Here is a 19,276-nt window from a genome sequence, read left to right as displayed (position 1 = left end):
CGATCCCGCCCATGACGCCCGAGGCCACCCAGCCGCAATACCGCCGACACATCACCCGCAGTCTGTTGTTTGCCGCCGGCGGGCTTTTCCTGACCGCGGCCGCTTTGGCCGTCGTCCAGCCGTCACCCCCCCCCGAACCTGTCTTCCAGGCCCGCCAGACGCTCGACCTGCCGCCTCTGGACACCCAGGCCGGCCATCACGACGAAGCCCCCTATATTGCCTCGACCCGGATCCGCCGCGGCGATACGGTGGCCGAGCTGCTGAACCGTCTGGGCGTGAAAGAAAGCGGCTTGCTGGCCTTCCTGACGCACGACGAGCGCGCGCGATCCATCTACAAGCTCTACCCGGGCCGCTCCGTGCAGGCCGCCCTGGACGACCAGGGCCGGATGGTCTGGCTGCGCTACGCCCACACGCCGGGCGCCTCCGTGAAATCCGGCATCGAGTCCGCCTGGCTCGAGGTCCGCCCCGAAGGCAAGGGGTACACCGCCCAGGAGCGCACCGTCGCCGCCATCCAGGAAACCCGGATCGCAGAGGGCGAGATCACCAGTTCCCTGTTCGGCGCCGCCGACGAGGCGCAGATTCCCGATGCCATCACGATGGAAATGGTGGACATCCTGGGCAGCCGCGTCGACTTCCTGAAAGATCTGCGCAAAGGCGACCGCTTCCGCATCGTCTACGACGCCTACATGCACGATGGCGAGGAAGTCGGCACCGGCCGCATCCGCGCCCTCGAATTCATCAACCGGGGCAAGACCTACAGCGCCGTCTGGTTCCAGCGCGGCAAAGAGCCGGGCGGATATTACGACTTCTCGGGCGCCAGCCTGAAGGGCGCCTTTCTGCGCACCGCGATCAAGTTCACCCGCATCAGTTCGCGCTTCGGCATGCGCAAGCACCCGATCCACAACAAATGGATCGGCCACAAGGGCGTGGACTACGCTGCGCCCTCCGGCACGCCGATCCACGCGACGGCCGACGGCACGGTCGAGTTCATCGGCCGCCAAAACGGCTACGGCAACGTCATCATCCTGAAGAACTTCGGCAAATATTCCACGCTGTACGCCCACCAGAGCCGCTTCGCCAAAGGTCTGAAAAAGGGCGATCGCGTCCAGCAGGGACAACTGATCGGCTACGTGGGCGCCACCGGATGGGCGACCGGCCCGCACTTGCACTACGAATTCCGCATCGGCAAGAAGCCGGTGGACCCGCTGTCCGTCGATCTGCCGGTGGCGCGCACGCTCGAGGCCGCCGACCGAAAAGCCTTCCAGGCCGTGGTGGCGCGCTACCAGCCGCAGATCGAACTGATGGCACGGCTGCAGGACAGCCGCATCCAGCTCGCCCAGCGATAAGGCGCGCCACCGCATGTCCCCCGCCCAGGCGGTCGAGCCGTACATCGGCCTGATGTCGGGCACCAGCACGGACGGCGTGGACGGGGTGCTCGCGGACCTGGCCGGCGGCGCGATCCGCACGCTGGCGAGCGCCAGCCTGGCGTTGCCCGCCGACCTGCGCAGCGAACTGCTGGCGCTGAACACGCCCGGCCCCGACGAACTCGCCCGCGCCGCGCGCGCCGCCAATGCACTGGCGGACTGCTACGCGGGCGTCGTCCACGCACTGCTGGCGCAAGCCGGCCTGCCGGCCGGCCGCATCCGCGCCATCGGTGCCCACGGACAGACCGTGCGCCACGCGCCCGAGTCGGGCTATACCCTGCAAATCAACGCGCCGGCACGGCTCGCGGAGCGCACGCGCATCGCCGTGGTAGCCGATTTCCGCAGCCGTGACGTGGCGGCCGGGGGGCAGGGCGCCCCGCTGGTTCCCGCCTTTCATGCCGCGTGCTTCGGATGCGGCGCAGGCCGTGCCGTGCTGAATCTGGGCGGGATCGCCAACCTGACCGTGCTGGAAGACCCGGTGCGCGGTTTCGATACCGGACCGGCCAATATGCTGATGGATGCCTGGATCCGGCGCCACCAGGGCCGGCCCTATGATGACCAGGGCGCCTGGGCGGCGCAGGGCCGGCACCACGAAGGGCTGCTGGCCGCGCTGCGGGCCGAGCCCTGGTTCGACGAGCCGCCGCCGAAATCGACCGGGCGCGACCTGTTCAGCCTGGCCTGGCTGGACGACCGGCTGGCCGCCTTGCCCTCCCGTGAGCGGCCGGGGCCCGCCGATGTCCAGGCCACCCTGCTGCGTCTGTCTGTGGATACGATCCTCGATGCCGTACGACGGCATGCCCCGGCCGTGCGGGCAATTCTGGCCTGCGGCGGCGGCGTCCGGAATCCGGTGTTCATGGCTGCGCTGGAACAGGCCTTGCCCTGCCGTCTGGCGACCACGGAAACCTGCGGCGTCCCTGCCCAGGACGTCGAGGCGCTGGCTTTTGCCTGGCTGGCGCAGGCGCACCTCCAGGGCCGCCCCGCCTGCCTGCCCGCCGTGACGGGCGCGCGGCACCCGACCATCGCGGGCTGCCTGTATCCGGCCTGACCGGCCGCGTCAGGGCGCGAATGAAGAGCCGCAGCCGCAGGTGGTATTGGCGTTGGGGTTGCGAATGACGAACTGCGAGCCTTCCAGATCGTCCTTGTAGTCGATCTCGGCGCCGACCAGATACTGGAAGCTCATGGGGTCCACCAACAGTTGAACGCCATCGCGCTCGATGGTGGTGTCGTCTTCGGCCACGTCTTCGTCGAAGGTAAAGCCGTACTGGAAACCCGAGCAGCCGCCCCCCTGCACGAAAACCCGCAATTTGAGGCCGGGGTTGTTTTCCTCGACCAGCAATTCGCGGACCTTGGCGGCGGCGGCGTCGGTGAAGATGAGCGGGCTGGGCGGAACGTCGAGATCCGCGTGTTCGATGGTGGTGCTCAAGGCAAGACTCCTGCGCGTTCTGGAACCACGCGATTCAAATCGGCGTCCTGGGAGGCCCGGACCGTATCGCCTTCGAGGATTTCGAGGCGGACCGACTGGATCGAAAGATCCGGCACCCGTTGCAGGACACCCTGGCTGCGCTGGAACTGATCAAAGACCAGCGTCAGCGGATCCGCCCCCGGGGCGGACGCGGCGGCCTCGCCTGCGGCAGGGGCCACCGGCGGGCTCAATTCGATTTTAACGGCTTTCCCTGCGGAACGGCCACTCGCCACGAACCGCATGCGGCCTTTGAAGGGTTCAGCCAGGGGGGCGGCATTGCGCGTCAACAGCACCCGGTAGCGCAGAAACTCGCCATCGACCTGGAGATCGAAGGCGCGCACCGCCACCGCGCCCGCCGGCCCCGGCGGGATCAGTTGTTCGTAGAAGGCCAGTTGATCGCGGGTACGGCCCAGCTCCTGCTGCAATTCGGCATTCTTGTCCTGAAGCACGCGCTGCGTGCCCGCCTGGACCTGCGCCTCGCTGCGCAAAGCGGCCAGCTCGGCCTGGATGCGATCCAGATCCGCCTGCAGGGATTCGGCCCGGGCCTGCTGCTTCCGGAGCTCGGCGTGCTCGCCCGAATGCATGCCGAAATGCATGGCGAGCGCCCCGGCGGCGAACACAACCGCCAGCAGCATGAGCCGGGACAGGCTGCGCACCACCCAGCGGCTGAAGCCGCCGCCGTGCGCGGGGGCGTTTTGCGTCATGCGCGCCTCTCGTCAGGGAAGGACCGCCACCTGCTGCAGCCCGGTGGTTTCCGGCAGTCCGAACATCAGGTTCATGTTTTGCACAGCCTGGCCCGCCGCACCCTTGACGAGGTTGTCCTGGACCACCAGCACCACCAGGGTATCGCCGCCGGCCGGCCGGTGCACCGCGATGCGCAGCATGTTCGAGGCGCGCACCGAGCGCGTCTGCGGCAGGCTGCCCGCCGGCATGACATCGACGAAAGGCTCGTCGGCGTAGCGCTTTTCGTACAGCGCCTGGAAATCGGTGTCCAGGGCCTCCGGCAGAATGCGCAGGTACAAAGTGGAGAACATGCCCCGGATCATGGGAACCAGATGGGGCACGAAGGTCAGCCCCACCGGGGCACCCGCAATGCGCGCGAGGCACTCGGAGATTTCCGGATGATGGCGGTGCCCGGCCACGCCATAGGCCGCGAAGTTGTCGGCGGCTTCGGAGAACAGGGAGCCGACCTGGGCCTTGCGCCCTGCCCCCGACACCCCGGATTTCGAGTCGGCGATGACGTGCGACGTATCGATCAGGGGCCGCCCGGCCTGCAGCACAGGAGCGAGGCCCAGCAGGACCGTCGTCGGATAGCAGCCGGGATTGCCGACGACGCGCGCCTGGCGGATCCGGTCTCGATCCAGTTCGGGCAAGCCATAGACAGCCTCTTTGAGCACGTCGGGGCTGCTGTGCGGCATCTTGTACCACTGCTGAAAGGTATCGACGTCCTGCAGGCGGAAATCGGCCGCCAGATCGATCACGCGCACATCGTGCTCCAGCAGGCCGCGCGCCTGTTCCATGGCCACGCCGTGCGGTGTGGCGAAGAACACCACGTCGCACTGGTCGAGCGCGGCTTCCTCCGGCGTCCGGAAGCACAGGTCGACATGGCCGCGCAGGTTGGGGTACATATCGGCCACCGGCATCCCGGATTCCTTGCGCGAGGTGATGGCCTGCAGCCGCACGTCCGGATGCTGCGACAACAGGCGCAGCAACTCCACGCCCGTGTAGCCGGTCCCGCCGACGATGCCGGCCTTGATGGAGGGGGTGGTATTCGTGCTCATGCGATGGAATCCTGTCTGAAGAACGGTTGCCTGCCGGGAAAGCGGGCCGGGGATTTCCCCAATCCAGAATTATGGCATGCGCAGCGGAGCAAAGAAAAAACGCCGCCCGGACAGGGCGGCGTTTTTCGCATCGGGCGGATGCCGCCCGAACGCAGGATCAGCGCTTGCTGAACTGCTTGCGGCGGCGGGCTTTGTGGAAGCCGACCTTCTTGCGCTCGACCTCGCGGGCGTCGCGGGTCACCAGACCCGCTTGCTTGAGCGACGGCTTAAGCGTTTCGTCGTAGTCGATCAGGGCACGCGTGATGCCGTGACGCACGGCGCCGGCCTGGCCGGATTCGCCACCGCCGTGGACGTTGACGTGAAAGTCGAACGATTCCAGGTGGTTGGTCACCTCCAGCGGCTGGCGCACGATCATGCGGCCGGTTTCGCGGGCGAAGTATTCATCGACGGGACGGCCGTTGACGACGATCTTGCCCGTGCCTTTCTTCAGGAACACTCGCGCCACAGACGTTTTGCGGCGGCCGGTGCCGTAATTCCAATTACCGATCATGATGGCCTATCCTCAAAAATCCAGGGGTTGCGGCTGCTGCGCGGTATGCGGATGCTCTGCACCGGCATAGACCTTCAGCTTCTTCGCCATGGCGTAGCCCAGCGGGCCCTTGGGCAGCATGCCCTTGACGGCCTTCTGCAGGGCGCGACCCGGGAAGCGCTGCTGCATTTTCTGGAAATTGGTTTCCGTGATCCCGCCCGGATAGGTGGAGTGGCGGTAGTAGCGCTTGTCTTGCGCCTTGGCGCCCGTGACGACGATATCGGCGGCATTGATGACGACGATGTAATCGCCCGTGTCCACGTGCGGCGTGAATTCGGGTTTGTGCTTGCCACGCAGGCGGCGTGCGACTTCGCTGGCCACACGACCCAGGACCTTGCCCTTGGCGTCGATCACAAACCAGTCACGCTTGACTTCATGCGGCTTGGCCACAAAGGTCTTCATGATGGTGTTCCTGATAAATGAGTGAAGGAATTTCCGCTGGCTCCGCCAGGGCTTTATGTAAGGAAGGACAAAGCCCGCCATAGCCCGTACGGTGTAAACCCAAACGAAAATCCTACCATTGTACATGGCCGGGGCCTGATAGACAAACATCAGCGCCCCCCCGCGCCACACCGCCTGCCGCGGCTTGCCGCTCCCCCCAAAGGGGACGCTTTTTGCCTTGGGCCGTCCCAAGGCAAAAAGAAAGGGCGCCCCGAGGGGCGCCCCGGCAGCAGGCGGGCGGCTTATTTCTTGCGGGCCAGCGCGGCGCCCAGGTAGTTGTCGTAGGCGCCTTCGTTGACGCGGAACCAGGGCACGATGTTGTCGCGGAACGCCATGTAATTGTCGAAGATCTTCTTGAAGCCTTCGTCCTTGTCGCAGAATTCTTTGTAGACCTGCGTGGCGGCATCGAAGGAAGCGTCCATGACCTCGCGCGGGAAGCTCTTGAGCACGGCGCCCCCGGCGATCAGGCGGCGCAGGGCATCCGGGTTGTTGTTGTCGTAGTACTCGACCAGATGGTTGGCCGCCGCGCGCGAGGCCACGTCGACCGCCGCCTGGTAGGCCTTGGGCAGTTCGGCGTAGGCCTTGTCGTTGACGTACAGCGACACCTGGGCGGAGCCTTCCCACCAGCCCGGGTAGTAATAGTATTTGGCGACCTTCTGGAAGCCCAGCTTTTCATCGTCCACCGGGCCGACGAATTCCACCGCGTCCAGCGCGCCCTTTTCAAGGGCCGGATAGATATCGCCCGTCGGGATCTGCTGCGGCACCACGCCCATGCGCGACAGCACCTCGCCCGCAAAGCCGGCCGTGCGCATCTTCAGGCCCTTCAAGTCGTCGATCGTCTTGATTTCCTTGCGGTACCAGCCGCCCATCTGGGCGCCCGTGTTGCCCAGGGGGAAGTTCACGATGCCGCGCGGCGCGAACAGCTCGCGCATCAGTTTGAGGCCGTCGCCTTCGTACATCCAGGCGTTCATCTGGCGCACATTCAGCCCGAAGGGCACGGCGGTATCGAAGCAGAAAGCCGGATTCTTGCCGTAATAGTAGTAGGAGGCGGTCTGGCCGCATTCCACGGTGCGGTTGCCGACGGCATCCATCACGCCGAAGCCGGGCACCAGTTCGCCGACCGGGTACAGGCGGATGTTGAAGTTGCCGTCGGTCAGATCCTTGACCATGCTGCAGAACAGTTGCGCCGTGGAGTACAACGCAGGAGTCGCCGTCGAATACGTGGACGTCATCTTCCAGTTGAGCTGGGGCGAGGTCTGCGCAATGGCGGGTGCGGCCACGGAGGCCGTGCCGGCGACGGCACCCAACCCGGCCTTTTTCAGAAATGCACGACGCTGCATGATGAAGGATCTCCTGTTTGTTAGAAATATTGGTCTGGCTCAAAGCCAAGCGTTTCGATATTACACTGCGTGCCTGCAAGCTGCACGCCGCGCTGCACGCAAGACTCCCGGCCTACTGGCCGGCAACCGCCATGCGCTCGATCAGCACCGAGCCCGTCGACTTGGCGCCGCGCGCATAGACGTCGGCCCCCACTGCGACGATCTGGCGAAACATCTCGGCCAGGTTGCCCGCGATGGTGATTTCCTGGACGGGATGGCTGATGACACCGTCCTGCACCCAATAGCCGAATGCGCCGCGCGAATAGTCGCCGGTGACGTAGTTCACGCCCTGCCCGATGAGTTCGGTGACCAGCAGCCCCGTCCCCATGCGGCGCAGCAGGGCGGGCAGGTCGTCATCCGGCTCGGTCAGGCGCGAACGCAGGCTGAGATTGTGCGACCCGCCCGCGTTGCCGGTGGTCGCCATGCCCAGCTTGCGGGCCGTGTAGGTGGACAGGAAATAGCCCGTGAGCACGCCTTGATCCACCACCCGGCGGGCCTGGGGGCGGACCCCCTCGGCGTCGAAGGGCGAGCTGCCCTGCGCACCGGGGATGTAGGGGTTCTCGACCACATCCAGGTGATCGGCCAGGACGGGCTTGTCCAGCGCATCCAGCAGGAAGCTGGCCTTGCGGTACAGTGCGCCGCCGCTGGCAGCTTGGACCAAGGCCCCAAGCAGGCCCACAGCCAGAGGCGCCTCGAACAGGACCGGATAGCGGCCGGTCTTGACCGGACGCGCACCCAGGCGCGACAAGGCGCGCTGGGCCGCGTAGCGCCCCACTTCGGCGGGCGCGGCCAGGCTGCTTGGCCGGCGCGCGGACGTATACCAGTAATCCCGCTGCATGCCGTCGCCGCGCCCGGCGATGGGCGCCACCGACAGACTGTGGCGGGAATAGGGATACCCCCCCAGGAAGCCGCGCGAATTGCCCAGGACGAAATGACCTTCCATGGTATCCAGGGAGGCGCCCTCGGAATTGGTGATCTGCCGGCTGGTCGCCAGTGCGGCGCGCTCGGCCTGGATCGCCAGGCGGGCCGCCCCCCCGGCATCGATGGACCAGGGGTGATGCAGGTCCAAATCCGGATAATGCAGGGCGAAGCGTTCGGGCTCGGGCAGGCCTGCGGCCGGATCCTCGGCGGTATAGCGGGCGATGTGCCAGGCCGCGTCCACGGTGCGGTGCAGGGCTTCGGCGGAGAAATCGGAGGTGGACGCCGATCCCCGGCGCTGGCCGGCGAATACGGTGACGGCCATCGACCGGTCGCGGGTCTGCTCGATGGTTTCGATGGCGCGCTGGCGCACCGACACGGACAGCCCCCGGCTTTCGGAGATTTCCACGGCGGCATCCGTCGCGCCCGCCTGCCTGGCATGACGCAGCGCATCGCCGACCAGCTCGCGGAACTGGGCCTGCTGTGCAGGGACATCGAGGAAATCATCGGTTCGTTGGTTCATGCGGCAGGACACTCGGTATGGGACGGTTATCATAGGCAATCACGGACCATTTTATGCCTGATCCCATGGACGACATGCCCCTGCCCGCCTCGCCGGACGATTTTCCGGAAGATCGGCGGCCCAGCAAATCCCAGGTCAAGCGCGATATGCACGCCCTGCTGGACCTGGGCCGCGAACTGATCGCACTGCCCGCCGCCAAGCTGGCCCAGTTGCCACTGGACGACACGCTGCGCGAAGCCATCGCCCTGGCCCAGCGCATCCACAGCCACGAAGGCCGGCGCCGCCAGGTGCATTACGTCGGCAAGCTGATGCGCCGCACCGACGTTTCCGCCCTGCGCGCCCAGCTCGACCTATGGGCCAACGGATCGCGCGAACAGACGCGCGCCATGCATCGGCTGGAGGATCTGCGCGACCGCCTGATCGACAGCGACGAGATCCTGACCCGATTGCTCGAACGCTTTCCTGGCCTGGACATCCAATCCCTGCGCGCGCAGATCCGCGCCGCCCGCAAGGAAGCCCGCGACAATGCCGCGCTGCCCGAAGGCCGCGAGCCGGCGCGCAAGCACTACCGCGCCCTGTTCCAGACCCTGAAAACCCTGGATTTCGAAGACGAGACTTTCTGATGAACCCCACCCTGGAAACCATCGAGCGCGTCACCGGCCCCGAGCCCACGCACAGCATCATCTGGCTGCACGGCCTGGGGGCGGACGGCCATGATTTCGAGCCCATCGTGCCCGAATTGCAGCACCCCGGCCTGCCCGCGCTGCGTTTCATCTTTCCGCACGCGCCCGTGCGCCCGGTCACGCTGAACCAAGGCATGCCGATGCGCGCCTGGTACGACCTGTACGGGCTGGACCGCGATGCGCGCGAGGACATCGATGGCCTGCGCGCCGCGCGTCATGCGGTCACGGAACTGATCGAGCAGGAGAACCGCCGCGGCATCCCCGCCGAGCGCATCGTGCTGGCCGGTTTTTCCCAAGGCTGCGCAACGGCGCTGTACACCGGCCTGCGCCACGCCGAACCTCTGGCCGGCCTGATCGGCCTGTCCGGCTACCTGCCGCTGCGCAATACCCTGCCCGCCGAGCGCCACCCCGCCAACGCCGCCACACCGGTGTTCATGGCGCACGGCACGATGGACATGGTGGTTCCCATGACCTACGCCGAAACCAGCCGGGATGCGATGCTGGCGCAGCAACAACCGGTGCAATGGCATACCTATCCGATGCCGCATGGCCTGCACCCGCAGGAACTGGACGACATCCGCGCATTCCTGACGCGGGTGACGGCGACAGCCTGAAGTGTCTGGCGGCGCTCCGATGCGCCAGGCGCCTGACAGTCCGCAGGGGACTCTTGGATCGTGGCATCCCTCCACGTCGCGCCTTGCAAGGCGCTCCGATGCGCCAGGCGCCTGACAGTCCGCAGGGGACTTCAGGCGTCCAGGCGCATCCACAGTCTTCTCATTCCTGGGTCGTCTTCGTCGGGATCGTTGCGCATGCCCAGGGAGGTCATCAGGCCCAGCATCGGGCGATTGGTCGCCAGGACGACGCCTTCGATGTAGCCCAGGCCCTGGCGGCGCGCGACGTCGATCAGGCTGCGCATCAGTGCCGCGCCGACGCCGCGCCGCTGCCAGTCGTCGGCGATCACCAGCGCGTATTCCGCCCCCTCTCCGTCGGCATTGCGCAAATAGTGCGCAAATCCCACGATGCGCTCGCGCAGCAGGCCCCGGTTTTCCGGATTGGACACCTGGGCCGTGGCGACCAGTGCGACTTCGCGGTCATAGTCGATGCGGGTATAGCGCGCCAGCATGCGCGGCGTCAGTTCGCGCAGCATCGAGACGAAACGCATGTAGCGCGACTCGTCCGACAGGTCCCGCACGAACTCCTGCAACAGCACGGCATCCTCTGGCCGGATGGGACGAAGCAGCCATTCCTGGCCGTCTTTCCGGACCATGGGCTGGACCAGGCGGCGTGGATACGGGTGGATCGCCATATGCCGATAGGCGCGGTTTTCGGGCCGCTCGCCATCGTAATCGGGATCCAGGCCGACCTGGATGCCCCCGGCATACAGGCTGGTGTCGTCCCACCAGAGAGGATCGATCGATAGCGTTCGGATGCCGGGCAGTTCGCTGACGATCTCCGAGATCCGCTCCAGCGCCTCGCGCAATTGCTCGAACGCGGCCGGGCTGAGATCTCGCTCCAGCACGCGCGACCAGAACTTGCCTCGCTGGATCAACTGGCGCGCCAGGTAATTGTTCAGCGGCGGCAGTTCGATTTCCCGATGGGGTGATGCCAGCAGGGCGGCATCGCCCCCCGGCCCGAACTGCAGGTAGGGCCCGAAGCGCGCGTCCTGGCGCAGATGGATGGCCATGGGCAGGTGTTCGAGGGCAGCGTCGGGCACGGGCTGATCGTCGGACAGAATCGGCACATGGAAGCAATCCAGCAGCCAAAGGCAACTGGAGGGCTCCAGTTCGGAGCGGCCCGACATGATGGCATCGTTGAGCAGCGCGCGCGCCTCGTCCAGGCGCGGCGGCCGACTCAGCATTTCCGGCGGCAGGGTCTGCTGCGCCAGGGTCTGGTTGTACTGATAGGATGCCAGGATGCCAAAGGCATTGGCGGCCGATTCCGGGGTGCGGAAGGCCGGCAGCCCCACCGAGTCCAGCCGGTGGCGCTGAGAGCGCATCGAAGCATCGCCCAGAAAGCAGGACATGATGGGCTTGGTCGAGGCCTCGGAGAAGCGGGCCAGGGCCTCGGCGGCGCCGTCCATGTCCGACAGGGCATCCGGAGCGATCAACACCAGCACGCCGTCCACGTTGGTGTCGCCCGCCAGCAGCTCCAGCGCCTGCCGCAACCGGGCCGGATCCAGCGGAGCATGGCTGATGACGGGATTGTCCAGCGCCGCGCCCGGCTCCAGGATCGACGCCAGATCGCGCCGCGTCTGGGTGGACAGAACGGCTCGTGACACCGGACCGCCGCCGTCGATGGCATCCAGCGCCAGGTGGGCCGCGCCATAACCGTTGGAAAACAGCGCAATGCGCCGCCCTCGCTGGCGCTTTGCGTGAACGAGCACTTTCAGCGCCGAGAACAATTGGACGAAAAACCGGATTCGCACGGCGCCCGTGCGCCGCACCAGCGCATCGAAGACCGCATCGGCCGCCGGATTGCTGTCGGAGCGTCCGGCCTTGAGCAGGATGACCGGCTTGACGCTGGCCGCCGCGAGCAACGCGCTGGTGAAACGGCGCGACGAATCGGCCTCTTCCAGGTACAGCACGATGCTGTCCGTGCGCGGATCCATCGACAGGTACTCGAGGACTTCGGCGACGGTGACGCCCTCCGCGTCGCCCGCCGAGACCACGGCGGAAAATCCGAGCTGGATGTCGCCCGCCCAATCCAGCACGGCGGCAGCCACCATGCGGGACTGCGCGACCAGGGCCACCCGGCCCACGGGCGCGCCATACGGATCAAGGCCCAGGTTCAACCCCAAATGCGGACGCTGGACGCCCAGCGCCCCGGGACCGAGCACCAGACAATCGTTCATCCGTCCCCAGGATTGGCAATACGCGCGTGTTTCGATGGGATTGGCCGCAGGCGTGGAATGCGGCAGCAGCACCAACGCGCGCGGCCGATGCTGCCGGAGCGCACCCAGTGCGGCCGGCAACTGTGCGGGATCCAGGCACAGCAGGGCCATGTCCAGCCGTTGGTCCGCCGCCAGGAAATCCAGGCGGGACGGCATGTCCATGCGACCATCGCCGCCCACCCGCACATCGGCGATCCGTCCCTGGAGCAGGGCGGGAGGCGTGCGCACGACGGGCAGCTCGCGAGAACTCAGGATCAGCAGGGAGCGCGGCTCGAACACGGCCGCCAGGCGGTGACGCAGCATGGATGGAAACTCCGGACGCCCCTGACCGGGCCGTCCCTTAAAATGACGATTCGACCTTCCGATTCTACAGGGGTTTCTCCAATACTTTGTTGCAGTGCAGCAACCCCACTCGATCTCTCGACATGACTGACACCTCCTCGCGCCCCGTGCGCACGCGCTTCGCCCCCTCTCCCACCGGCTACCTGCACCTGGGGGGCGCCCGAACCGCCTTGTTTTCCTGGGCCTTCGCCCGCCACTTCGGGGGCACCTTCGTGCTGCGCATCGAGGACACCGATCTGGAGCGCTCCACGCCCGAAGCCGTGCAGGCCATTCTCGACGGCATGCGGTGGCTGGAGCTGACGGCCGACGAGGGGCCGTTCTATCAGATGCAACGCATGGATCGCTACCGCGCCGTGATCGCCGACATGCTGGCCCAAGGAACGGCCTACCACTGCTACAGCACGCCCGAAGAGGTCGAGGCCATGCGCGAACGCGCCCGCGCCGCGGGCGCCAAGCCGCGCTACGACGGCACCTGGCGGCCCGAGCCCGGCAAGACCTTGCCCCCGGTCCCGGCCGGCATCAGGCCCGTGGTGCGCTTTCGCAGCCCGCAAGACGGCGTGACCGCCTGGGACGATCTGGTCAAGGGCCCCATCAGTTTCGACAACAGCGAGCTCGACGATCTGGTGATCGCCCGGCCCGACGGCACCCCCACCTACAACTTCTGTGTGGTGGTGGACGACTGGGACATGCGCATCACCCATGTCATCCGCGGCGACGACCACGTCAACAATACCCCGCGCCAGATCAACATCCTGCGCGCGCTGGGCGGCGAGCTGCCGCGCTATGGCCACGTGCCGATGATCCTGGGGCCCGATGGCGAAAAACTGTCCAAGCGCCACGGCGCCGTCAGCGTCATGGAATACGACCGCATGGGCTACCTGCCCGAAGCCATGGTCAACTACCTTGCACGGTTGGGCTGGAGCCACGGCAACGACGAACTCTTCTCGCGCGAGCAATTCGTGGAATGGTTCGACCCGCGCCACCTCAGCCGCTCGGCCGCCCAATGGGATCCCAAGAAGCTGAACTGGGTCAACGCCCACGCGCTGCGCGCGCTCGAACCCGCCGACCTGGCCGAGCGCGTCGCGCCTCGCATCGTGCGCCGGGGCGGCGACCCCGCAGCCATCGATCTGCCCGCAGTCATGGCCCTGCTGCGCGACCGCAGCGAAACGCTGGAAGATCTGGCTGAAGGCGCACTGCTGTTCTGCGGCCCCTACACGCCGGCCGATGACGCCCTGCGGGCGGAGGTGCTGGACGAGGCGGCGCGCGGCCTGCTGGGCGATTTCCTGCAGCGGGCCGGCGCACTGCCCGACTGGACGGAAGAAGCGCTCGACAGTCTGCTCAAGGCCATCCTGAAGGACCACGGCGCCAAGATGCCCAAGCTGGCCATCCCGCTGCGGGTGGCTGTCACCGGCCACAAGCACACGCCGTCGATCGGCGCGGTGCTGGCCCTGCTGGGCCGCGAAACCGTGCTGGAACGCCTGGCCGCCAGCCTGGCCTAGAACGGCAAGCGGTAGCCCGGCGACATGCGCCGCGCCTTGACGGTGCCGTTCGGGCCGCTCAGGCGCAGCTCCGTGGCGCTGACCCGGTCCACGCGATAACGGTTGGTATAGATCGGATCGTCCAGATTCACGGGCGAACCGTTCGATTCCAGCGTGCGCAACACCAGCGACTGCCCGTCGCGCGACCAGCAGCCGGCCTCGTACAGGCCCTGTGACGGCGTGCGCGGGCGCTTGATCTGCTCGACGTAGTTCATGGTGCCGTCGGGATTCAGCGTATAGAGCGTTCGCAGCGCGCCTGCGACGCCTTTCTGCGAACTGACCGACAACCAGTTGCCGACCAGGGAATCGCCCGCCGCCGCCACCGTGCAGGACGGCGCGGCGGCGGCGTCCATCGGCGCCGGAGCCGGCTTGATCGGCGCGCAGGCCGCCAGAGTGCCCAGGAAGGCCGCGCACGCGGCCAAGGCATGAATACGAATGCGATCCATTGCTTGACTCTCATCCATGACAAATGTCATCCAATACCCGGGATCAGCGCAGGGGCGCGGCGGGCCGACAAGGCTTCCCGGCCTACAATTTCCCGGTGCGCGCGCGTTCCGCGGGCCAGTCATCATTCTACCGACATGAGCCATTCACTACTCGTTACGCTGCACCTGTTCGCCGCCATTTTTTTCGTGGGCACGGTGTTCTTTGAAGTCCTCATTCTCGAAGGCATTCGCAAGCCCCTCGGCCGCGAGGCCATGCGCAACGTCGAATTGGCCATCGGCCAACGCGCGCGGCGCATCATGCCCTTCGTCATGATCGTGCTGTTCGGCGCGGGCCTGGGCATGGCGTGGCAATTCCGTGAATCGCTCGCCCACCCCTTCGCCAGCAGCTTCGCCACGCTGCTGTGGATCAAGATCATTCTGGCTTTCAGCGTGCTGGGCCATTTCATCACCGCCATCTCGCTCAGCGGCACGGGAAAACTGAAATCCCGCCATTTCCAGCTCATTCATCTCAGCGTGTTCTGCCACGTCGTCCTGATCGTTTTTCTCGCCAAAGCGATGTTCTACCTGGAATGGTAAACATCTCCTGAAAAGACTTTCCACGCGGTCTCGCGACAAAAAGAACGCGACTTTTTCGAGACAAGCACAATCGAATATCGGCCTCATCACACCATGCGCCGGGAATAATGCTTGGAACACGCAGGGGCTTACGATAGACTTGAAGGCGTGCAATATTCGTGATATTGCACGCCTGCGCCATTTGAGATGGGCCGCGCATCACGCGGGGGTCATATCAAATGGGTGGACATTCTCTTCGATCCCAAGGAGCATGACGATGGCAACCGCCAAGAAGGCCTCTGTCGCACCGGCCAAGAAATCCGCAGCCCCGAAGTCCGCATCCAAACCGGCAGCCAAGAAGTCCGCCCCGGCAGCCAAGAAAGCCACCCCCGTCAAGAAAGCCGCGCCAGTGAAGGCCGCTGCCAAAAAAGCAGCACCCGCCAAAAAAACCGTGGCTGCCAAAAAGGCCGCGCCGGCCAAAAAGACTGCAGTGAAGGCCGTTGCCAAGAAAGCCGCGCCAGTCAAGGCCGCTGCCAAGAAAGCAGCACCCAAGAAAGCCGCAGTGAAGAAAGCGCCGGCCAAAAAGGTTGCCGCCAAAAAAGCCGCTGCGCCGAAAAAAACCGTGGCGAAAAAAACGGTCGCGAAGAAGGCCGCCAAGCCTGCAGCCAAGAAAACGACGGCGAAGACCGCCGTCGCGAAAAAGGCGCCGGCCAAAAAGGTTGCCGCCAAGAAAGCGGCGCCTGCAAAGAAAGCGGCGCCTGCAAAGAAAGCGGCGCCTGCAAAGAAAGCGGCGCCTGCAAAGAAGGCCGCCAAGGCGCCTGCCAAGCAAACCGCCGCCAAGCCCAAGCCGGCGGCAAAGAAAGCGGCCGCCAAACCTTCCGCACCGGCCCCCGACGCCCGCACGGACGCCAATCCGGCGGCTTCCTGGCCGTTTCCCACCGCAAAGCGCCCCTGAGCGCATCGCCTCCGCTTTTCGAGGCGGAGACGGGACAGGCCCGGCGGCATCCGCCGGGCCTTTCATATTCGTGAACCACGAGCGCCCGCTATTCGCCAGACAGGCTGGCTTGATGCGACAATGAGCGCTTCTTTTTCGTCGTCTACGAGCACCGCATGGCCCAAGACATCCTGCAATTCCTGATCGACATCATCTTTCAGCTCTTCGGCATCGGCCTGATTCTGCGGGCCTGGATGTTCGCCATCCGCCTGCACCCGTTCAATCCGTTTTCCCAGGCCATTCTGCGGGCCACGGACTGGCTGGTGCAGCCGATCCGGCGTGTCGTCCCCAGCAGCGGCCGGTTCGACTGGCCCAGCATCCTGGCCTGCTGGATCACGGCGATCCTGTATCTGCTGTTGACCTGGCTGATCGCCATGGGTGGCCTGATGCCCTCCGCATCGGTCATCGGCCCCCTGCTGCTCTCGGGCCTGATGGTGGGATTCAAATGGCTGTTCAACGTGATCGTCTGGGTCACGCTGATCCAAGCCATCCTGTCCTGGATCAATCCCCTCTCGCCCATCATGCCGGTGCTCTACACCCTGACGGCGCCGCTGCTCGATCCCATCCGCCGGATGCTGCCGCGCATGGGCGGGCTGGATCTCTCGCCCTTGGTGCTGCTGGTGCTTGCCCAGATCGCCATGATGGTGCTCAACCACCTGGTCTTCACGACCTTCGGCGCATAGCGCGATCGCGCCGATCCGCCACGCAGAAAAGCAAAGGCCCGGCTGTCGCCGGGCCTTTGCGCATCGGAGGAACGCCGGAAGCGTTACATCGGCACCACGCGGGTCGGGCCGCCGCCGCTGATAACCTGGACGCGCTGGCCGGAACTGAGCGCCACGTCGTCCGCCTGCGCGATGACGCGGGTTTCGCCGTTGTCCAGCCGGACCGTGATTTCCAGGCCCCTGGTCTTGCTGACCTGGTTCTCGACGGCGTTGCCGGCCAGGCCGCCCAGCAAGGCGCCGCCGATCGACGCGAGGATCTGGCCCCGCCCACCGCCGATGGCGCTGCCCGCCACACCGCCCAGGGCCGCGCCGCCCAGGGCGCCCACGCCGGAAGACTTGTCGGACTGGATGGTCACGGGACGCACCGACACCACGGTGCCATAGCGCACGATCTGCTCCTGCTGGGCCTGGCCGTAGGTGTAGGTGGAACTGGACGCGGACTGGTTGGCGCAACCGCCCAGCATCAGCAGCGACAGGGAAACCCCGGCGATGGCGGCAAGACGCACCGCGCGGGTGGAAGAGGCAGGTGTGAGGATCGCCATGGGTGACTCCTTGGAATGAAGCGGGCCGTATCCGAATCAGGCGAACGAGCCCGCATCGATACCGTAATGCGCCTGCAGCACCGCCGCGATGTCGGCGTGCGACGGGCGATGGTTTTGCGGGCCTCTATGAGCGATTTTAAAGCCCCCCATCACGTTCGCCAAGCAGCAGGCGTCCCGCAGGGACCAGCCGTGCGACAAGCCATACAACAGCCCGGCGCGGTGCGCATCGCCGCAGCCGGTCGGGTCCACGATTCCGCTGACGGGCGCGGCCGGAATATCGGTGCGCGTCTGGCCGACGAACAGAGACGCGCCATCGCCGCCCCGGGTGACCACCACCGCCTGCAGGCCGGCGGCCAGTTCCTGGATCGAAAGGCCCGTGCGCTCTTCGATCACGCTGGATTCATAGTCGTTGGCGGTCAGGATGCTGGCCATCGCCAGCATGCGCCGCAGGTCATCGCCATCGAACAGCGGCATCGCCTGCCCCAAGTCGAAGATGAACGGAATGCCCGCCGCCTTCAAGCGTTCGGCGTGGGCGAACATGCCATCCTTGGAATCGGGCGAGACGATGGCCCAGCACGCGGCATGGCCGCTCAGGTCGTTCTCGGCGGAACGCATCATCGCGCCGGGATGGAACGAGGCGATCTGGTTGTTTTCCTGATCCGTGGTGATGTAGCACTGGGCCGTATAGGCATCGGGCAGCACGCGCACCAGGCGGGTATCGATGTCCAGGTCGCGCAGGCGCTGCAGGTAATCGTCGGCATCCTGGCCCACCGTCCCCACAGGCACGGGCCGGCCGCCCAGCAATTTCAGGCTGTAGGCGATGTTGCCCGCGCAACCGCCGTATTCCTTGCGCAGCGCGGGCACGAAGAACGACACGCTGAGGGACTTGATGCTGTCGGCCAGAATATGGTCGCGAAAGCGCCCTTCGAACACGGCAATGGTGTCGAAAGCGATGGAGCCGCAGATCAGAACGTCCTTGGACATGGCGATGGAATTCCTTCAGGGATAGAAGAGGTCGAGCTGGTAGCCGTTGATGCGGATGCCGCTCAGGGTCAGGGGGACGCGCACCAGGACTTCGCTTCGAGCCGCGAAAGGCTCGGCGGCACGGGCCGGCCCCAGGTAGTCGGCGGGAGCCAGGTTGCGGCGCACCAGCAGCGTGCCGGCGCCGTCCTTCAAATCGAGGACCAGCGTCGGCCATTCCTGCGGCTGCTCGGCCCCGTTGCGCACGGTGGCGTGCAACACGAAGTGCTGTTCGGCGGCGTCCTGCCCGGAAGCGGAATGCCCCGCGGGCGCATCGCCATCCGCGAGCTTGAGGGCGGAGCCGGTGATGGCGATCCGGGCGATGTCCCGGGCATAGGGCACCCGGCACTGCAGCGGTTCGCAGGCGCGCTCCAGCGCGGGCCGCAGCGCGGGGGCCATCCGCGCAATATCCGCGCGATAAACGTAGACGGCCTGCGCGGCCAGCAGAAGCAGCAGCAGGACGAGCAGCAGCCAGGCGCAGAAACGCAGCAGGGCATCCCACCAGCCCAGGGCGTCGTCGTCGCGCAGCAGGGGCGCGGCGGATCCGCCCTGGCCCCGATGGCCGGGACGGGCTTCGACCACGAAAGACGCCGCCTGGCCGGATGGTTCGTCCAGCCCGGCCGGCGCCCCGGCATCGGGCACCCAACCCTCATCCACCAGGATATCCTCGACCGGACGCGGCGCCGCAGGGCCCGCCGCATCGCCGATCCGCGGCTCGGGCCGGTCATCGGGCCAGGGTGCGACGCCGATGCGGAAAGCCGGTTCGGATGGGGTGGCGGGCGGGCGGCCGGAGCGAATCACCTGGGGCGGCGGAACAGCCGGCCGTCCGGCCACGGGCGCCTCTGGCGCCGTGGGGGCGGCCGGCGCGGGCGCGGCAGGCTCGGACGCGTCGGACACCACCTCGGCGTAGCCATCGAAGATGTGGGCGCACTGGACGCAGCGGATATAGCCCTTGCGCAACTGCAGGTCGGACAGGCCCGCCTGGAACACGGTCCCGCATTTCGGGCAGCGCGTGGTCAGGTCCATC

20 protein-coding genes are annotated in these 19,276 nt (G+C 66.5%); 8 read left to right on the top strand and 12 right to left on the bottom strand.

Annotated features, from left to right (window positions below; genetic code table 11):
* Positions 1-11 precede the first annotated feature (11 nt).
* Positions 12-1,346, top strand: a complete 1,335-nt coding sequence (locus tag ABRZ00_RS06765) for a peptidoglycan DD-metalloendopeptidase family protein (RefSeq protein ID WP_368642539.1) — start codon at positions 12-14, stop codon at positions 1,344-1,346.
* A gap of 13 nt (positions 1,347-1,359) precedes the next feature.
* Positions 1,360-2,469: an anhydro-N-acetylmuramic acid kinase gene (locus ABRZ00_RS06760; RefSeq protein WP_368642540.1), complete on the top strand. Its 1,110-nt coding sequence runs from the start codon at positions 1,360-1,362 to the stop codon at positions 2,467-2,469.
* A gap of 9 nt (positions 2,470-2,478) precedes the next feature.
* On the opposite strand, the gene erpA is transcribed toward ABRZ00_RS06760, so the two are convergent.
* The 7 genes from erpA to pmbA all read right to left on the bottom strand — a co-directional run bounded on the left by erpA (position 2,479) and on the right by pmbA (position 8,517).
* On the bottom strand, positions 2,479-2,847 hold the full coding sequence (gene erpA, locus ABRZ00_RS06755; RefSeq protein WP_343836126.1) for an iron-sulfur cluster insertion protein ErpA: 369 nt from the start codon (positions 2,845-2,847) through the stop codon (positions 2,479-2,481).
* Positions 2,844-3,590, bottom strand: a complete 747-nt coding sequence (locus ABRZ00_RS06750; protein ID WP_368642541.1) for a DUF6776 family protein — start codon at positions 3,588-3,590, stop codon at positions 2,844-2,846. The genes erpA and ABRZ00_RS06750 overlap by 4 nt, the downstream gene beginning before the upstream one ends.
* A gap of 12 nt (positions 3,591-3,602) precedes the next feature.
* On the bottom strand, positions 3,603-4,667 hold the full coding sequence (gene argC, locus ABRZ00_RS06745; RefSeq protein WP_343836128.1) for an N-acetyl-gamma-glutamyl-phosphate reductase: 1,065 nt from the start codon (positions 4,665-4,667) through the stop codon (positions 3,603-3,605).
* A 157-nt stretch (positions 4,668-4,824) separates the two neighbouring features.
* Positions 4,825-5,217, bottom strand: coding sequence for a 30S ribosomal protein S9 (gene rpsI, locus ABRZ00_RS06740; protein ID WP_343836129.1), 393 nt, complete (start codon positions 5,215-5,217; stop codon positions 4,825-4,827).
* Between the two features lie 12 nt (positions 5,218-5,229).
* A complete protein-coding gene (gene rplM / locus ABRZ00_RS06735; protein ID WP_043685031.1) occupies positions 5,230-5,658 on the bottom strand; it encodes a 50S ribosomal protein L13 in 429 nt (142 codons plus the stop codon).
* A gap of 281 nt (positions 5,659-5,939) precedes the next feature.
* Complete coding sequence (locus ABRZ00_RS06730) at positions 5,940-7,037, bottom strand: TRAP transporter substrate-binding protein (RefSeq protein WP_368642542.1); 1,098 nt, start codon at positions 7,035-7,037, stop codon at positions 5,940-5,942.
* A gap of 112 nt (positions 7,038-7,149) precedes the next feature.
* Entirely contained in the window at positions 7,150-8,517 is a 1,368-nt protein-coding gene (pmbA, locus tag ABRZ00_RS06725) for a metalloprotease PmbA (protein ID WP_368644157.1), read from the bottom strand.
* Positions 8,518-8,582: 65 nt separating this feature from the next.
* Between pmbA and yjgA the strand changes: the two genes are divergently transcribed.
* Positions 8,583-9,140: a ribosome biogenesis factor YjgA gene (gene yjgA / locus ABRZ00_RS06720; protein WP_368642777.1), complete on the top strand. Its 558-nt coding sequence runs from the start codon at positions 8,583-8,585 to the stop codon at positions 9,138-9,140.
* Entirely contained in the window at positions 9,140-9,814 is a 675-nt protein-coding gene (locus tag ABRZ00_RS06715; RefSeq protein WP_368642544.1) for an alpha/beta hydrolase, read from the top strand. Before yjgA ends, ABRZ00_RS06715 begins: the two co-directional genes overlap by 1 nt.
* Before the next feature lie 131 nt (positions 9,815-9,945).
* On the opposite strand, the gene ABRZ00_RS06710 is transcribed toward ABRZ00_RS06715, so the two are convergent.
* Positions 9,946-12,393, bottom strand: a complete 2,448-nt coding sequence (locus ABRZ00_RS06710) for a GNAT family N-acetyltransferase (RefSeq protein WP_368642545.1) — start codon at positions 12,391-12,393, stop codon at positions 9,946-9,948.
* Positions 12,394-12,515: 122 nt separating this feature from the next.
* On the opposite strand from ABRZ00_RS06710, the gene gltX reads away from it, so the two are divergent.
* Complete coding sequence (gltX, locus tag ABRZ00_RS06705) at positions 12,516-13,931, top strand: glutamate--tRNA ligase (RefSeq protein WP_368642546.1); 1,416 nt, start codon at positions 12,516-12,518, stop codon at positions 13,929-13,931.
* On the opposite strand, the gene ABRZ00_RS06700 is transcribed toward gltX, so the two are convergent.
* Positions 13,928-14,416: a hypothetical protein gene (locus ABRZ00_RS06700; protein WP_368642547.1), complete on the bottom strand. Its 489-nt coding sequence runs from the start codon at positions 14,414-14,416 to the stop codon at positions 13,928-13,930. The two genes, gltX and ABRZ00_RS06700, sit on opposite strands and share 4 nt — an antisense overlap.
* A gap of 135 nt (positions 14,417-14,551) precedes the next feature.
* Between ABRZ00_RS06700 and ABRZ00_RS06695 the strand changes: the two genes are divergently transcribed.
* From ABRZ00_RS06695 to ABRZ00_RS06685, 3 genes are all read left to right on the top strand, one after another.
* The gene (locus tag ABRZ00_RS06695) at positions 14,552-14,992 is read left to right on the top strand and encodes a hypothetical protein (RefSeq protein ID WP_343836138.1); all 441 of its coding nucleotides are present in this window, start codon (positions 14,552-14,554) and stop codon (positions 14,990-14,992) included.
* A gap of 256 nt (positions 14,993-15,248) precedes the next feature.
* Positions 15,249-15,926, top strand: coding sequence for a histone (locus ABRZ00_RS06690; protein ID WP_368642548.1), 678 nt, complete (start codon positions 15,249-15,251; stop codon positions 15,924-15,926).
* Positions 15,927-16,081: 155 nt separating this feature from the next.
* Entirely contained in the window at positions 16,082-16,648 is a 567-nt protein-coding gene (locus ABRZ00_RS06685) for a YggT family protein (RefSeq protein WP_343836140.1), read from the top strand.
* Positions 16,649-16,731: 83 nt separating this feature from the next.
* On the opposite strand, the gene ABRZ00_RS06680 is transcribed toward ABRZ00_RS06685, so the two are convergent.
* From ABRZ00_RS06680 to ABRZ00_RS06670, 3 genes are read right to left on the bottom strand one after another with little or no spacing between them, the layout of a single operon-like run.
* A complete protein-coding gene (locus ABRZ00_RS06680) occupies positions 16,732-17,229 on the bottom strand; it encodes a glycine zipper 2TM domain-containing protein (protein WP_368642549.1) in 498 nt (165 codons plus the stop codon).
* Between the two features lie 36 nt (positions 17,230-17,265).
* Positions 17,266-18,213: a carbohydrate kinase family protein gene (locus ABRZ00_RS06675; RefSeq protein ID WP_343836142.1), complete on the bottom strand. Its 948-nt coding sequence runs from the start codon at positions 18,211-18,213 to the stop codon at positions 17,266-17,268.
* 15 nt (positions 18,214-18,228) lie between these two features.
* A complete protein-coding gene (locus ABRZ00_RS06670; RefSeq protein WP_368642550.1) occupies positions 18,229-19,275 on the bottom strand; it encodes a DUF3426 domain-containing protein in 1,047 nt (348 codons plus the stop codon).
* Position 19,276 lies beyond the last annotated feature (1 nt).

The sequence above is a fragment of the Castellaniella ginsengisoli genome (assembly GCF_040955415.1).
Lineage (GTDB): Bacteria > Pseudomonadota > Gammaproteobacteria > Burkholderiales > Burkholderiaceae_B > Castellaniella > Castellaniella ginsengisoli.
The sequence above is the reverse complement of the archived record's forward strand: the minus strand, read 5'-3'. Positions and strand labels throughout refer to the sequence as shown.

What these genes read in the sequence shown, in the direction of transcription:
- ABRZ00_RS06765 (WP_368642539.1), top strand. Translation starts at nt 12, where the DNA reads ATGACGCCCGAGGCCACCCAGCCGCAATACCGCCGACACATCACCCGC.
- ABRZ00_RS06760 (WP_368642540.1), top strand. Translation starts at nt 1,360, where the DNA reads ATGTCCCCCGCCCAGGCGGTCGAGCCGTACATCGGCCTGATGTCGGGC.
- ABRZ00_RS06750 (WP_368642541.1), bottom strand. Translation starts at nt 3,590, where the DNA reads ATGACGCAAAACGCCCCCGCGCACGGCGGCGGCTTCAGCCGCTGGGTG.
- argC (WP_343836128.1), bottom strand. Translation starts at nt 4,667, where the DNA reads ATGAGCACGAATACCACCCCCTCCATCAAGGCCGGCATCGTCGGCGGG.
- rpsI (WP_343836129.1), bottom strand. Translation starts at nt 5,217, where the DNA reads ATGATCGGTAATTGGAATTACGGCACCGGCCGCCGCAAAACGTCTGTG.
- rplM (WP_043685031.1), bottom strand. Translation starts at nt 5,658, where the DNA reads ATGAAGACCTTTGTGGCCAAGCCGCATGAAGTCAAGCGTGACTGGTTT.
- ABRZ00_RS06730 (WP_368642542.1), bottom strand. Translation starts at nt 7,037, where the DNA reads ATGCAGCGTCGTGCATTTCTGAAAAAGGCCGGGTTGGGTGCCGTCGCC.
- pmbA (WP_368644157.1), bottom strand. Translation starts at nt 8,517, where the DNA reads ATGAACCAACGAACCGATGATTTCCTCGATGTCCCTGCACAGCAGGCC.
- yjgA (WP_368642777.1), top strand. Translation starts at nt 8,583, where the DNA reads ATGGACGACATGCCCCTGCCCGCCTCGCCGGACGATTTTCCGGAAGAT.
- ABRZ00_RS06715 (WP_368642544.1), top strand. Translation starts at nt 9,140, where the DNA reads ATGAACCCCACCCTGGAAACCATCGAGCGCGTCACCGGCCCCGAGCCC.
- ABRZ00_RS06710 (WP_368642545.1), bottom strand. Translation starts at nt 12,393, where the DNA reads ATGCTGCGTCACCGCCTGGCGGCCGTGTTCGAGCCGCGCTCCCTGCTG.
- gltX (WP_368642546.1), top strand. Translation starts at nt 12,516, where the DNA reads ATGACTGACACCTCCTCGCGCCCCGTGCGCACGCGCTTCGCCCCCTCT.
- ABRZ00_RS06700 (WP_368642547.1), bottom strand. Translation starts at nt 14,416, where the DNA reads ATGGATCGCATTCGTATTCATGCCTTGGCCGCGTGCGCGGCCTTCCTG.
- ABRZ00_RS06695 (WP_343836138.1), top strand. Translation starts at nt 14,552, where the DNA reads ATGAGCCATTCACTACTCGTTACGCTGCACCTGTTCGCCGCCATTTTT.
- ABRZ00_RS06690 (WP_368642548.1), top strand. Translation starts at nt 15,249, where the DNA reads ATGGCAACCGCCAAGAAGGCCTCTGTCGCACCGGCCAAGAAATCCGCA.
- ABRZ00_RS06685 (WP_343836140.1), top strand. Translation starts at nt 16,082, where the DNA reads ATGGCCCAAGACATCCTGCAATTCCTGATCGACATCATCTTTCAGCTC.
- ABRZ00_RS06680 (WP_368642549.1), bottom strand. Translation starts at nt 17,229, where the DNA reads ATGGCGATCCTCACACCTGCCTCTTCCACCCGCGCGGTGCGTCTTGCC.
- ABRZ00_RS06675 (WP_343836142.1), bottom strand. Translation starts at nt 18,213, where the DNA reads ATGTCCAAGGACGTTCTGATCTGCGGCTCCATCGCTTTCGACACCATT.
- ABRZ00_RS06670 (WP_368642550.1), bottom strand. Translation starts at nt 19,275, where the DNA reads ATGGACCTGACCACGCGCTGCCCGAAATGCGGGACCGTGTTCCAGGCG.